At 69.0% G+C, this 13374-nt stretch carries 11 protein-coding genes; 7 read left to right on the top strand and 4 right to left on the bottom strand.

Annotated elements, in window-relative coordinates; translation table 11 throughout:
- The 6 genes from B5D37_RS11625 to B5D37_RS11600 all read left to right on the top strand — a co-directional run.
- Window positions 1-330: integrase core domain-containing protein (locus B5D37_RS11625; RefSeq protein WP_143814289.1), on the top strand; the 330-nt coding region annotated here is incomplete at its 5' end.
- A gap of 218 nt (window positions 331-548) precedes the next feature.
- Entirely contained in the window at window positions 549-1451 is a 903-nt protein-coding gene (locus B5D37_RS11620; protein ID WP_425478057.1) for a CheR family methyltransferase, read from the top strand.
- Window positions 1448-2062: a chemoreceptor glutamine deamidase CheD gene (gene cheD, locus B5D37_RS11615; RefSeq protein WP_078758897.1), complete on the top strand. Its 615-nt coding sequence runs from the start codon at window positions 1448-1450 to the stop codon at window positions 2060-2062. Before B5D37_RS11620 ends, cheD begins: the two co-directional genes overlap by 4 nt.
- Before the next feature lies 1 nt (window position 2063).
- Entirely contained in the window at window positions 2064-3149 is a 1086-nt protein-coding gene (locus tag B5D37_RS11610) for a protein-glutamate methylesterase/protein-glutamine glutaminase (RefSeq protein ID WP_078758896.1), read from the top strand.
- Window positions 3150-3231: 82 nt separating this feature from the next.
- Complete coding sequence (locus B5D37_RS11605) at window positions 3232-4392, top strand: methyl-accepting chemotaxis protein (RefSeq protein WP_078758895.1); 1161 nt, start codon at window positions 3232-3234, stop codon at window positions 4390-4392.
- A 148-nt stretch (window positions 4393-4540) separates the two neighbouring features.
- A complete protein-coding gene (locus tag B5D37_RS11600) occupies window positions 4541-5464 on the top strand; it encodes a sensor histidine kinase (protein ID WP_078758894.1) in 924 nt (307 codons plus the stop codon).
- Here B5D37_RS11600 and B5D37_RS11595 read toward each other — a convergent pair.
- The 4 genes from B5D37_RS11595 to B5D37_RS11580 form a co-directional block, all read right to left on the bottom strand.
- Complete coding sequence (locus B5D37_RS11595; protein ID WP_078758893.1) at window positions 5441-6298, bottom strand: TrmH family RNA methyltransferase; 858 nt, start codon at window positions 6296-6298, stop codon at window positions 5441-5443. The genes B5D37_RS11600 and B5D37_RS11595 overlap by 24 nt on opposite strands.
- Entirely contained in the window at window positions 6288-7787 is a 1500-nt protein-coding gene (locus tag B5D37_RS11590; RefSeq protein WP_078758892.1) for an alanine/glycine:cation symporter family protein, read from the bottom strand. Before B5D37_RS11590 ends, B5D37_RS11595 begins: the two co-directional genes overlap by 11 nt.
- Before the next feature lie 106 nt (window positions 7788-7893).
- The gene (locus B5D37_RS11585; RefSeq protein WP_078758891.1) at window positions 7894-11019 is read right to left on the bottom strand and encodes an efflux RND transporter permease subunit; all 3126 of its coding nucleotides are present in this window, start codon (window positions 11017-11019) and stop codon (window positions 7894-7896) included.
- Window positions 11016-12131, bottom strand: a complete 1116-nt coding sequence (locus tag B5D37_RS11580) for an efflux RND transporter periplasmic adaptor subunit (protein ID WP_143814288.1) — start codon at window positions 12129-12131, stop codon at window positions 11016-11018. Before B5D37_RS11580 ends, B5D37_RS11585 begins: the two co-directional genes overlap by 4 nt.
- A 195-nt stretch (window positions 12132-12326) precedes the next feature.
- On the opposite strand from B5D37_RS11580, the gene cysK reads away from it, so the two are divergent.
- Complete coding sequence (cysK, locus tag B5D37_RS11575; RefSeq protein WP_078758890.1) at window positions 12327-13283, top strand: cysteine synthase A; 957 nt, start codon at window positions 12327-12329, stop codon at window positions 13281-13283.
- The last annotated feature ends 91 nt before the right edge of the window (window positions 13284-13374 follow it).

Below are 13374 nucleotides of genomic sequence, written 5' to 3'. Positions count from 1 at the left end.
GGCCTGGGTGTGCGCTTCGAGCGTGTCCTGACCGACAACGGTGCCTGCTACAGATCGCGCAGCTTCCGCCGCCTGGTCCACCGGCTCGGCATGCGCCACCTGCGCACGCGCCCCTATACCCCGCGTACCAACGGCAAGGCCGAGCGGCTGGTCCAGACCTGCCTGCGCGAATGGGCCTACGCACGCTCCTATGCCAACTCCGAACAGCGCGCAGGCGCCCTCCCGGGCTGGCTGCACCACTACAACTGGCATCGGCTACACGCCAGTCTTGGCTACAAGCCGCCCATTACCCGCATCCCGCTGAACAACGTGCTGGGTTTACACATCTAGGCGCCGACCTCAGCCTGCGATGCCCGGGCAGGCACCCGGGCACCTCAAGGCCACCAGCCGGTGGCCGATAACGGGGATGGAGCAACCGCCTGCCACTGTCCGGCGCCCCTGCCCTTGGCCGCATCGTTTCGACCGCCGGAACCAGAACATGTTCATACCCGTGAGTGTCTTCACCCCTCGTCCCTCGCCCGCCATCGGCCGGGCCCGGAGCGATTGCCGTGGCTGACGCACTGGTGGTCGACGAAGCAGGTAGCGAGGCGCACTCCGGCGATGCGCGCACGCGTGAGTTCGAGTTCAATGACCGCGACTTCCGCCGGATAGCGGCACTGATCCATGCCCGCGCCGGCATCAACCTGAGCCCGCACAAGCGTGACATGGTCTACAGCCGGCTTGCCCGGCGCGTGCGGGCCTTCGGGCTGCACCGCTTTTCCGACTACCTCGATGCGCTGGAGAGCGGCGACGGCGAAGAGTGGCAGGACTTCACCAACGCGTTGACCACCAACCTGACCTCGTTCTTCCGCGAGGCCCATCACTTCGATGCGCTCGCCGAGCACCTGGTCGCCGCATATGAAGGCCGCGCCGATCGTCGTGCGCCGCTCAAGATCTGGTGCTGCGCCGCCTCCACCGGCGAGGAGCCCTACTCGATCGCGATCACCGCCTGCGAGGCCTTCGGCACGCTCACCCCGCCCGTGCGCATCCTTGGCACCGACATCGACACCCAGGTGCTGGAAACCGCCGCGCGCGGTGTCTACGCAGTCGAGCGGATCGAGGACCTGTCGGCCACGCGCAGGCAAACGTATTTCCAGCGCGGCAGTGGCCCCAATGCGGGGATGTGCCGGGTCCGCAAGGAACTGCAGTCCCTGCTGGCGTTCCGGCAGCTGAACCTGCTCGACGACGACTACCGCCTGCAGGGCGGCTTCACCGCCGTGTTCTGCCGCAACGTGATGATCTATTTCGACAAGCCGACGCAGTACCGGGTGCTGTCCCGGATCGCACCGCTGCTTGGCCCCGGCGGCGTGATGTATGCCGGCCACTCCGAAAGCTTCACCCATGCGCAGGACGTGGTGGTGTCCTGTGGCCGCACGACCTATCGCGCCTGCACCCCGGGTGCCTCGGCATGAACGCGGTCACCGCACCGGCCGAACCCGGCCTCTACTACGACAGCGTGCTGCAGACCCCCGCGATCCGCCTGTTGCCGGCCGAGTACCGCGTCAGCGCGGAACCGCTGGCGCTCGTGACCCTGCTGGGCTCCTGCGTGGCGGCGTGCATTTACGATCCGATGCTTGGCATCGGCGGCATGAACCACTTCATGCTGCCGGGCACCTCCGACAACACCCGCTCCCCGAGCGGCGTTCCCGACATCAGCGCCCGATACGGTGCGCATGCGATGGAACTGGTGATCAACGACCTGCTCAAGCGCGGCGCGCGGCGCAGCCGGCTGCAGGCCAAGGTGTTCGGCGGCGGCAACGTGCTCAGCGGGTTCCATACCGATCCCATCGGCACCCGCAATGCGCGGTTCGTGCTGGAGTACCTGTCCGCCGAGGGCATCCAGGTGGTCGCCCAGGACCTGGGTGATACGCAACCGCGCAAGGTGTGCTTCTTCGTCCAGAGCGGCCGCACCCTGGTGCGTCGCCTGCCGTCCACGCGCGACGACGAGATCGTGCGGGCCGAGCGCGCCTACTACGGCACGCTCACCCGCGAGCCGGTTTCCGGCGGAGTCGAGTTGTTCTGACATGGGCAGCATTTCCCCGGGACCCCCGTCCCGCTCCCGCCCCGTCCGGGTCCTGATCGTCGACGACTCCGCCACCATGCGACGCCTGGTGAGCGGCCTGCTCGAAGCCGACCCCCTCATCGAGGTGGTCGGTACCGCCGCCGATCCCTTTATCGCCCGTGACAAGATCAAGAAGCTGGCACCGGACGTGCTCACGCTGGACGTGGAGATGCCGCGCATGGACGGCGTCAGCTTCCTGCGCAACCTGATGCGCCTGCGGCCGATGCCGGTGGTGATGGTGTCTTCGCTGACCGAACAGGGTGCGGGCGTGACACTGGACGCGCTGGCAGCGGGCGCGGTGGACTTCGTCGCCAAACCGCGGGTCGACGTGGAGGGCGGGCTCGAAGCATACGGCGTGGAGCTGCGCACCAAGATCCACAACGCCGCATCGACACCGGTGGCGCGGCTTGCAGAGACCGTCGCACATCCGCCCCGCGGCAACCTGTCGGAGCTGCTCGATCCGCGCCGCAACGCGCGCCGGGTGCTGGCCATTGGCGCCTCGACCGGCGGTACCGAAGCGATCCGCCAGGTGTTGTCGGTGCTTCCCGCCGGCTGCCCACCGGTGGTGATTGCCCAGCACATCCCCGCCGCCTTCAGCACCGCCTTCGCCGAGCGGCTGGACCGCTACAGCGCCCTGTCGGTGCAGGAGGCCGGAACCGACCAGCCACTGCTGCCCGGGCAGGCCTGGGTGGCCCCGGGTGGGCGCCAGTTGCGCGTCTATCGCAATGGAAGTGGCTGGCGCTGCAGGACGACCACCGAAAGTTCCGAGAACGGCCACAAGCCGAGCGTCGACATCATGTTCGAGTCGATGGCCGAACACGTGGGCCGGGATGGCAGCGCCGCGCTGCTGACCGGCATGGGCAGCGACGGTGCCCGCGGCATGTTGCGCGTGCGCGATGCGGGCGGTTTCACCGTCGCCCAGGACCAGCCCAGCAGCGTGGTCTGGGGCATGCCGCGCGCGGCGGTGTCGCTGGGCGCGGCACGCGAGGTGGTGCCACTGGACCACATCGCCGAGCGCCTGATCGGCGGCGGCGAAAACGGACGCTGATCACGCCTTGCACCACCCCGGACCTAAAGCACGCGGACCGGCTGCCGATACCTCACATAGACCGCCCCCGACGAGAGCAGCGATGGATTCCCGAGTAGTAGTACGCCTTGCAGCGCCCGTGGCGCTCACCATCCTAGTACTGGCCGCGCAGCTGCTCGGCTGGCCGACCGCCGCCACGCTTGGCGCCACCGTCGCGATGGTCGCGGCCTGGCTGGTGTTCGCTTGGTACGCATACCGCCCCGGCAACAGTGCCATGGTGCGTGAACAGACCAAGCTGTTGAACGAGCTTCGCACCTTCGTCAATTCCGAGATCCAGGGCTCGCGCACCGAGATCGAGCGCACCCGGGAGCTGATCCGCGAATCCGTCGGCAAGCTGGGCGGCAGCTTCGAGGCGGTGAACCGCAAGTCCCGCCAGCAGAGCGAGATCGTCACCCGCATCATCGACCGCACCGGCGAAGACGGCGGCATGGACGTGCACCAGTTCGCGCTGCAGGCCAGCCAGAAGATGGAGCAGCTGGTCGAGGCGCTGGAAGAGGTCAGCGGCCAGAGCGGCAACACCGTGACCCACATCGACGCGATGGCCGAGCACCTGGACGGCATCTTCGCGCTGCTCGAGGACGTGAAGTCGATCGCCGACCAGACCAACCTGCTGGCGCTGAACGCCGCCATCGAAGCGGCCCGTGCCGGCGAGGCGGGCCGCGGATTCGCGGTCGTCGCCGACGAGGTGCGCAACCTGTCCGAGCGCTCCACCGCGTTCAACGAGCAGATCCGCAAGCTCGCCCACAGCTCCAAGGACGCGATCGCCAAGGTCCGCGACACCGTCACCCGGATGGCCTCGCGCGACCTGGACCGCTCCCGCGGTGCACGGGTCGAGGCGGCGGCGATGCTGGAGCGCGTCGACGGCATGAACCGCGGGCTCGGCAACGGCATGCGCGAGATCGCCGAGTGCGGCCGCGCCATCGACGGCTCCGTTGCCGAAGCCGTGCGATCGCTGCAGTTCGAGGACATCGCCACCCAGGCGCTGGGCGCGGCGACGCTCCACCTGGAGCGGCTGGGCGAGATCAACCGCGAGGCCACCGCCCTGCAGGAGTTGCTGCAGCGCGGCCACCACGACGGCGAGATGCAGCGGGCCCTGACGCAACTGCTGCAGCGGATCGCCCAGATGCGCGGCGAATGGGAGCGGCCGCCGCACAAACCGGTGATGCAGCAGTCGATGGATGCCGGCAGCGTCGAGCTCTTCTGAACCACACGCCCGGCACCCCCGGAACACAAGGCCCCGCCAGCAGCGGGGCCTTTTCCGTTCAGCAACATGATGCCGCGGCCGGGCCGGCTGACCGGAAACTGTGCGGGTCGTCATCGCCCCCAGACCCGCGCCGAAGCACACTGCGCGCATGGCGTCCGACATCCCCGACAGCCCCGCCCTCGCCCGTTCACCGGTATTCCGCGGCCGCTGGCCCCTCGCGGCGCTGGCGCTCGTGCTGGCGCTGCTCGCGGCGTTCGCCATCGCATGGTTCGAGCTCCCGGCGCTGGCGTCCGCGGGCATGGCGTTGGCGGTACTGGCCGGGATTGCGATCGGTTATGTCCTGGCGCGCGACAACGGTGGCGCCGCGGACCTCTCCCGCCACGAGCAGGACCTGACCCGGCAGCGCGAGGAGCTGCGGGCATTGGCGCGCCGCATCATCACCCTGCAGGAAGACGAGCGGAGCGCGCTCTCCAGGGAGTTGCACGACGATATCGGACAGGACATCACTGCAATCAAGCTCTCGACGATGGCGCTGGCCGACGAGGATCCGGTGCGCCGTGGCGCGACGATCGCCGAGATCGGACGCATCGCCGATGACACCGTGGTGAAGCTGCGCAACATCTCGCTGTTGCTGCGCCCGCCGCAGCTGGATGCGCTGGGGCTGGAATCGGCACTGCGCTGGCAGGCGGGCGTCCTGCTGCGCAGCGGAGGGCCGCGGCTCGACCTGCAACTGGCTGCCCTGCCCCGTCGGCCCGACCCGGCAGTGGAGGTCGCCTGCTTCCGCATCGCACAGGAGGCACTGACCAACGCGCTGCGCCACTCCGGCGCGGAGAACGTGGTGCTGACGTTGGCCTGCGACGGCCGCCTGCTTTACCTCGAAGTGGAGGACGACGGGCGCGGCTTCGACCATGGACGCACCCATGGCCTGGGTATGGTCACCATGCGCGAGCGGGCCCAGCAGTTGGGCGGCCAGCTGGAGGTCGACACCCGCGTGGGTGCCGGCACCTGCGTGCGGGCAAGCCTGCCGATGCAGGCCGCCGCGACCGGATCAGGCGTGGTTGACGCCCGCTGACCTGCGCCATGCCGCAAGCAGCACCGCGGTGGCGGCCGCCACATTGAGGCTTTCCACTGCGCCGGTACCGGGGATCGACAGGCGGTCATCGCATGACGCTGCGAATCCGCGATCCATGCCCTCGCCTTCGGCCCCCATCACGTAGACCAGCCGCTCCGGCAGCGGGGCGGAGAACAGGTCCCTGCCGCCTCCGACCAGCGTCGCCGCCAGGGTGAATCCTGCGTCCCGCAGCTGCCCGGCAGCTTCTTCCGCTTCCGGCAGGCGCACCAGCCTCACCGCCTCGGCACCGCCCTCGGCCACGCGCGCGGCGGCACCGGACAGTGCCAGCGTGGAGTCCGGTGGCAACAGGATCGCCTGCGCGCCGAAGTGCGCGGCCGACCGCAGGATGGCGCCGAAGTTGTGCGGATTGCCGACGCCATCCAGCCAGATCGCGCAGCAATCGCCGCCGCCCACCTCGGCCAGCCAGTCGGCCAACGCAATCGGCTCCTCGCGCAGCACGTCGGCCACCACGCCCTCGTGGTGCGAGCTCGCCGCGAGCTTGCGCAGGTCTTCTTCGCCCACCACCCGATAGCCCACCCGGTTCGCCGCGCACCACTTCAACAGTGGTTGCAGGGTGGGGATGCGGGACTCGGCGAGGTACAGCTTGCGGATGGCGGCGGGACGGCGGGCGAACACCGCCTGCACGGCGTTCAGTCCATGCAGGCGCAGCTCGCGCGCCCCCGTCGATTCGGCGGGAGGCGTCGACGCAGCGCGCGCTGTATTCCGCGGTGCATCGCGCCCGCCACCCGACGGCGGGCGTGCACCGCGGAAGCGACCGTAGGGATCAGCCGTCATCTTTGCCTGGCCGCAGGACGGAGGCATCGGGATCGGGCAGGACCGGCTCGAGGCCATCCTGCCGGCGCAGCCAGAACCGCGCGTTCTTGATGCCCAGCGCTTCGGGATCGAACGTGAAGTCCTCCACGCCCGACTTCTTCTGCGCCTCGTAGTCCCGCAGTGCCGCCAGCGCCGGCTTCTGCAGGATCAGGATCGCGATCAGGTTCAACCAGGCCATCAGGCCCACGCCGATGTCGCCCAGCGTCCACGCCATGCCCGAACTGCGCACCGCGCCGAAGGTCACCGCCGCCAGCAGCACGATGCGCAGCACGAAGATCAACCATGGACGATGCACCTTGCGGTTGATGTAGGCCACGTTGGTCTCGGCCATGTAGTAGTAGGCGAGCGTGGTGGTGAAGGCGAAGAACAGCAGCGCGATGGCGACGAAGCCCGCGCCGTAGCCGGGCAGCACCGATTCCACCGCGTTCTGGGCAAAGCCCGGACCGGCCTCGATCCCCGGCAGCGCCTCGGCCAGCATCTCCCCGCCGATGCCGACCACGTTGTACATGCCGGTGGAGAGGATCATGAAAGCGGTGGCCGAGCACACCAGCAACGTGTCCACGTAGACCGAGAACGCCTGCACGTAACCCTGCTGGGCCGGGTGGGCCACCTCGGCGGCCGCGGCCGCGTGCGGACCGGTGCCCTGCCCTGCCTCGTTGGAATAGATGCCGCGCTTGACGCCCCACTCCACCGCCAGCCCGAGCATCGCACCGAAGCCTGCATGCAGGCCGAACGCGCTCTCGAACACCAGCATGAACATCGCCGGCAGCTGCTCGTAGTTGAGGAACATGATCACCAGCGCGACCAGCATGTAGGCCAGCGCCATGAACGGCACCACCACCTCCGCAAACTTGGCGATGCGCTTGACGCCACCGAAGATGATGAAGCCCAGCGCCACCACCACCGCGGCGGTCATTGCCGGGGGCGTGCCGAAGGCGTTGGTCATGCCCTGGGCGATGCCGTTGGCCTGCACGCCGGGCAGCAGGAAACCGGTGGCGACGATGGTGACGGCGGCGAACAGCCAGGCGTACCACTTCTGGCCCATCGCCTTCTCGATGTAGTACGCCGGGCCACCGCGATAGCGCCCCTGGTCGTCCTTCTCCTTGTAGATCTGGGCGAGCGTGGACTCGACGTAGGCGGTGGAGGCACCCAGGAAGGCCATCACCCACATCCAGAACACCGCACCGGGCCCGCCGAAGGCGATGGCCGTGGCGACGCCTGCGATGTTGCCGATGCCGATGCGGCCCGACAGCGAGATCGCCAAGGCCTGGAACGAGGACACGCCCGCCGCCGAACTCGTGTTGGTCAGCATCAGGCGGATCATTTCGCGGAAGCCGCGCACCTGCATGAAGCGCGTGCGGATGGAGAAGTACAGGCCGGCACCCAGGCACAGCACGATCAGTGCGCGGCTCCAGATGATGTTGTTGAGTCCGTTGATCAGGTCTTCCACGTGGCGCTGTCCCCTGGGCTTGGGCCGCCGGCTCGCCCGGCGGCAAGACCGCACCATAACCGGATTCGGCAGGGGCGAAAATCCGCCCCCCCCGACGCCCCGCGACTCAGGCGTGGCCGCCGACCTCCGGGGACTCCGCTTCCAGCCGGTCCAGCTCCTGCGATACCGCGTGCGGAGAGCGGGTGAACCGCGCCAGCAGCACGTAGAACGCCGGAACCACGAACAGCGACAACAGGGTCGAGAACGACACGCCGAAGATCACCACCACGCCGATGGTGGCGCGGCTGGCCGAGCCCGGGCCGCCGGCCAGCACCAGCGGCAGCGCGCCCATGACGGTGGCGATCGAGGTCATCAGGATCGGCCGCAGGCGCACTCCGGCAGACTCCACGATGGCCTGGTGGATGCTGCGCCCCTCGTCACGCAACTGGTTCGCGAACTCCACGATCAGGATGCCGTTCTTGGCCGCCAGGCCCACCAGCATCACGATGCCGATCTGGCTGAACAGGTTGAGGCTGCTGCCGGTCACCGCCAGGCCGATCAGCGCGCCGAGCACGCCCAGCGGTACGGTCAGCATGATCACGAAGGGATGGATGAAGCTCTCGAACTGCGCGGCAAGCACCAGGTAGACCACCAGCAGGGCCATTGCGAACGTCAGCAACACCGCGCCGCCGGCCTTCTGGTACTCGCGCGATTCGCCCTTCCAGTCGATCTGCGCGTACTCCGGCAGCTCGGTGTCGACCACGCCCTGCAGGAACTCGAGCGCCTCGCCCATGGTGTAGCCCGGCGCCAGGCCGGCGGTGATGGTGATGGCACGCAGGCGGTTGAAGCGGTTGAGGCTGCCGGCTTCGGCCAGCTCGGTGAGGGTGACCAGGTTGGAGAGCTGCACCAGCTCGCCGCTGCTCGAGCGCACGCGGATCGCGTCCAGGTCGGCGGGCGAAGCGCGGTTCTCGCGGTCGGCCTGCACGATGACGTCGTATTCCTCACCCTCCTGCACGAAGGTGGTGACCCGCCGGCTGCCCATCATCGTTTCCAGTGCCTGGCCGATGTCGGTGACGCTGACGCCCAGGTCGGCTGCCCGCTGGCGGTTGATCTGGACGCGCATCTGCGGACGCGTTTCCTTGTAGTCCGAGTCCACCGAGAACAGGCCGGGGTTATCCTCCATGCGCTGGATCATGATGTCGCGCCATTGGGCGATCTCGGCATATTCCGGGCCGCCGAGCACGATCTGGATCGGCTGGCCACGGCTGCCGACCAGGCCACCACCGACGCGCGGGTTGGCGCGCACGCCGGTCAGTGCGTTCAGATCCTCGCGCAGGGAATCGGCGACTTCGCTGGTGTGCATCTCCCGCTGGTCCCAGTCCTGCAGGAACACGATGACGTTGCCGGTGTGCATCTCCTCGCTCGCACCCCAGCCACCCGGCACGCGGGTGTTGTAGCGGCGGATGGACTCGTCCTCGCCGCTGTGGCGGGCGAACACTTCCTCGACCTGCTTGATCTGCTCGACGGTGTAGTCGAAACCCGCACCTTCCGGGCCTTCGATGGACACGAAGAAAGCGCCACGGTCTTCGGCAGGTGCCAGCTCGGACGGCACCAGCTTGACGAGGGCGTAGCTCGCCGCGACAGCCGCCAGCATCAGCACCACGAACAACCAGGTCCTGTCGACATGACGGTCCAGCACGTTCCGGTACCCGCGCCCGACGCGGTCGAGGCCGCTGTTGACCCAGCGGTGCACGCGCGTGGTCTTCTCCTCGCTGTGCGGGCGCAACAGCTTGGAGGACATCATCGGGGTCAGCGTCAACGCGACGAAGGCGGAGATCGCCACCGCGCCCGCCAGCGCGACGGACAACTCGCGGAACAGGCGGCCGGTGTTGCCTTCCATGAAGCCGACCGGCAGGAACACCGCCACCAGCACGGTGGTGGTGGCGATCACCGCGAAAGCCACCTGCTTGGTGCCGCGGTTGGCGGCGACCAGTCGCGGCTCGCCCAGGTCGGCGCGACGCTGGATGTTCTCCAGCACCACGATGGCATCGTCGACCACCAGGCCGATCGACAGCACCAGCGCCAGCAGGGTGAGCAGGTTGATCGAGTAGCCGAACGCGTACAGCGGGATGAAGGCCGCCACCAGGCACACCGGCACCGTCAGCGCCGGGATCAGCGCCGCGCGGAAGCTGCCCAGGAACAGCCAGATCACCAGCAACACCAGCGCGATGGCTTCGGCGAGCGTCCAGTAGACGCGCTTGATGGAAGCGTCGATGAACACCGTATCGTCGTAGGCGACGAAGATGTTCATGCCTTCCGGCAGGGTCTTCTGGATCTGCTCGGCTTCCGCGCGCGCGGCGCGGGTCACGTCCAGCGCATTGGCGGTGGAGGTCTTGACGATGCCCAGGCCGATGTTGGGCTGGCCGTTGCTGCGGTAGTAGGCACGGCGCTCGGCCGATGCCAGCTCGACCCGCGCGACATCGCCCAGGCGCACCACGTAGCCGTCCTCGCCCTCCACTAACGGGATTTCGGCGAAGTCGGCCGCATCCTCGTACTCGCGCGCCAGCCGCAGGGTGAAGTCGCGGGTGCCGGACTCGATGCGGCCGGCCGGCAGTTCGACGTTCTCCGCCCGCAGTGCGCTCTCGACGTCGCTGACGGCGATGTTGCGCGCGGCCATCGCGGCATTGTCGAGCCAGATCCGCATGGCATAGCGCTGGCGCCCGCCGATGCGGACCTGGGCCACGCCGTCCAGGCTGGAGAGCCGGTCGACGATGTACCGGTCGGCGTAGTCCGACAGCTGCAGCGTGTCCATGCCTTCCGCGCTCATGTTGAGCCAGATGACGGTGTCCGAGTCGCTGTCGGCCTTCTCGACCTCGGGCGGATCGGCCTCGTCGGGCATGCGGTCGGCGACGTCGCTGATCGCATCGCGCACGTCGTTCGCGGCCGCTTCGATGTCACGCTCCAGGGTGAACTCGATCGTTACCGCGGAGCGCCCGTTGACGCTGCGCGACTGGATGGTCTCGATGCCCTCGATGCCCGACAGCGCGTCCTCCAGCACCTGGGTGACGCGGGTCTCCACCACCGCGGCCGAGGCGCCCGGGTAGTTGACGTCCACCGAGACGATCGGCGGGTCGATGGCGGGCAGCTCACGGAGGGTCAGCCGCGAGAACGCCATGATGCCCAGCACGATGAGCAGCAGGCTCATCACCGTAGCCGCGACCGGCCGGCGGATGGAGAGGTCGGAGATGATCATTCGGCGGCGGGCCCGGCAGTGTCGCCGCCAGCCGCTTCGACGGTCTCGCCGGCAGCCGTTCCGTCATCCGCCACCCGGCCGCGCCGGCCGGCATCGTCGATAGCCGATCCGGGCCTGAGCTTGCCCGTCCCGTCCACTACGATGCGGTCGCCGGGCTCCAGCCCCGAGACGACCTCCGCCACGCCTTCCCGGCGCTCGCCGACCTGCACGTCGGCACGTTCGACCGTCTCGTCCTCGCGCACACGGAACACATAGGAGCTGTTGCCGACCTGGACGATGGAAATCTCCGGCACCACCAGCGCCTCGCGCTCCGGGCGGATCAGGGTGACCTGCAGCAGCATGCCCGGACGCAGCGCGCCATCGGGATTGGGGAAGTCGCCGCGCACGGCGACGGATCGCGTAGAGGGATCGATGCGGGAGGTCACCGTCTCCACCGTGCCCTCGAACACCCGGCCGGGCCACGCAGCACTGGTGGCGGTGAGCGTCTGGCCGGCCGCGACGTGCGACAGGCTCGACTCGGGCACGTTGAAGTCCACGTACATGCGGGAGGTGTCGTCCAGCGTGGCGATGGCCGTACCCGGCGTCACCAGCGCACCCGGGCTGACCTGGCGCAGCCCCAGCACGCCGGAGAACGGCGCGCGGATGACCCGATCGCCGAGTTGGGCGCGAATCTGCCCGACGCGGGCATTGGCGGCATCGCGCATGGCCCGCTGGCTGTCGAGGGTGGAGCGCGCGATCAACTGCTGGCCGGCAAGCTCGGCCTGGCGCCGGTAGAGCTGGTCGGCCTCGTTGGCCGCCGCCTGCGCTTCCTGCAGGGAGGCACGCTGCTGCGTGCCGCTGAGCGTCACCAGCGGCGCCCCGGCCTCGACCTCGTCGCCGCTGTCGAAGTGCACCTTCTCGACGGTCTCGGTGACCTTGGCGGTGACCACTACCGATTCGCGTGCACTGGCGGTGCCCAGTCCCCGCACCGTGTCGCTCCATGGCTGCATCGACACCACCGCGGTGGTCACGGCCGCCGCGCTTTCGCCTCCACGCTCCGGGGCTTCACCGCCGCACGCGGCCAGGGCCAGCGTGATCATCAGGACGAAGGCGCGGCGGGCGTGGAGGTGCATGCGTTCTGGGCTCCGGAAGCGAATCGGCGATGGTACCGAGGAGGAGGTAACGGCCGCGTGGGCCATTGGTTGACCGCGGAAGCGCGCCTGGGCGCGGATCAGGGCTTTGCGAGGCGAAAGCGCCAACCTCACGGGATGTTCCGGCCGTTATGGCAAAGTTCCACACCCCATTTCGCGTAACCGCCGGGAGGTCGCATGATCCACGACAGCATCCTCGAGACCATCGGCCGCACGCCGGTGGTGCGCCTCCAGCGGCTCGCGCCCGAGGGCGTGCAGCTGTACGGCAAGGTCGAGTCGTTCAACCCCGGGGGTTCGGTGAAGGACCGCTTGGCCCTGGCGATCATCCTCGATGCCGAAAGGCGCGGGGCATTGAAGCCGGGGGACACGGTGGTCGAAGCCACTTCCGGCAATACGGGCGTGGCCCTGGCCATGGTCTGCGCCGCGCGCGGCTACGGCTTCGTGGCGGTGATGACCGAGACCTTCTCGATCGAGCGCCGCAAGCTGATGCGCGCCTACGGGGCACGGGTGATCCTCACCCCGGCCGCCGAGCGCGGCACCGGCATGGTGCGCAAGGCCGCCGAGCTCGCGGAGAAGCATGGCTGGTTCCTGGCCAACCAGTTCGCCAACCCGGCAAACCCCGCATTCCATCGCAATACCACCGCCGCGGAGATCCTGCAGGACTTCGCCGGGCGCCGGCTGGACCACTTCGTCAGCGGCTGGGGCACCGGCGGCACCGTCACCGGCGTCGGCGAGGTGCTGAAGCTGGCACGCCCACGGGTGGAGGTGGTCGCCTGCGAGCCGGCAGGCGCTTCGCTGCTGGCGGGCAAAGAATGGGCCCCGCACAAGATCCAGGGCTGGACCCCGGACTTCGTACCCGAGGTGCTCAACCGCGACGTGGTGGACCGGATCCTGCCGGTCGATGAAACCCTCGCCCGCGACACCGCCCGCCGGCTGGCGGCGGAGGAAGGCATCTTCGCCGGCATCTCCGCCGGCGCCACGGTGGCCGCCGCGCTTGAAGTCGCGCGCTCGGCCGCGGATGGCGCCGTGATACTGGCGATGCTGCCCGACACCGGCGAACGCTACCTCAGCACCTTCCTGCTGGAGGATGTGCCTGAAGGTTCCGACGACGAATGGCTGGCGGGCCTGCCGTAGCGCACGCCCCTGTCCCGGAACGGACGACGCCGGCCCTGCTGGACCGGCGTCGCGATCGATCTACCACTTGCCCGGCGATCAGCCGGACATT

It is taken from the genome of Lysobacter spongiicola DSM 21749 (genome assembly GCF_900167055.1).
Classification (GTDB): domain Bacteria; phylum Pseudomonadota; class Gammaproteobacteria; order Xanthomonadales; family Xanthomonadaceae; genus Novilysobacter; species Novilysobacter spongiicola.
Note: the sequence above shows the minus strand (reverse complement) of the source record. Positions and strands in the feature narration are given on the sequence as shown.

What these genes read in the sequence shown, in the direction of transcription:
- cheD (WP_078758897.1), top strand. Translation starts at nt 1,448, where the DNA reads ATGAACGCGGTCACCGCACCGGCCGAACCCGGCCTCTACTACGACAGC.
- B5D37_RS11610 (WP_078758896.1), top strand. Translation starts at nt 2,064, where the DNA reads ATGGGCAGCATTTCCCCGGGACCCCCGTCCCGCTCCCGCCCCGTCCGG.
- B5D37_RS11605 (WP_078758895.1), top strand. Translation starts at nt 3,232, where the DNA reads ATGGATTCCCGAGTAGTAGTACGCCTTGCAGCGCCCGTGGCGCTCACC.
- B5D37_RS11600 (WP_078758894.1), top strand. Translation starts at nt 4,541, where the DNA reads ATGGCGTCCGACATCCCCGACAGCCCCGCCCTCGCCCGTTCACCGGTA.
- B5D37_RS11595 (WP_078758893.1), bottom strand. Translation starts at nt 6,298, where the DNA reads ATGACGGCTGATCCCTACGGTCGCTTCCGCGGTGCACGCCCGCCGTCG.
- B5D37_RS11585 (WP_078758891.1), bottom strand. Translation starts at nt 11,019, where the DNA reads ATGATCATCTCCGACCTCTCCATCCGCCGGCCGGTCGCGGCTACGGTG.
- B5D37_RS11580 (WP_143814288.1), bottom strand. Translation starts at nt 12,131, where the DNA reads ATGCACCTCCACGCCCGCCGCGCCTTCGTCCTGATGATCACGCTGGCC.
- cysK (WP_078758890.1), top strand. Translation starts at nt 12,327, where the DNA reads ATGATCCACGACAGCATCCTCGAGACCATCGGCCGCACGCCGGTGGTG.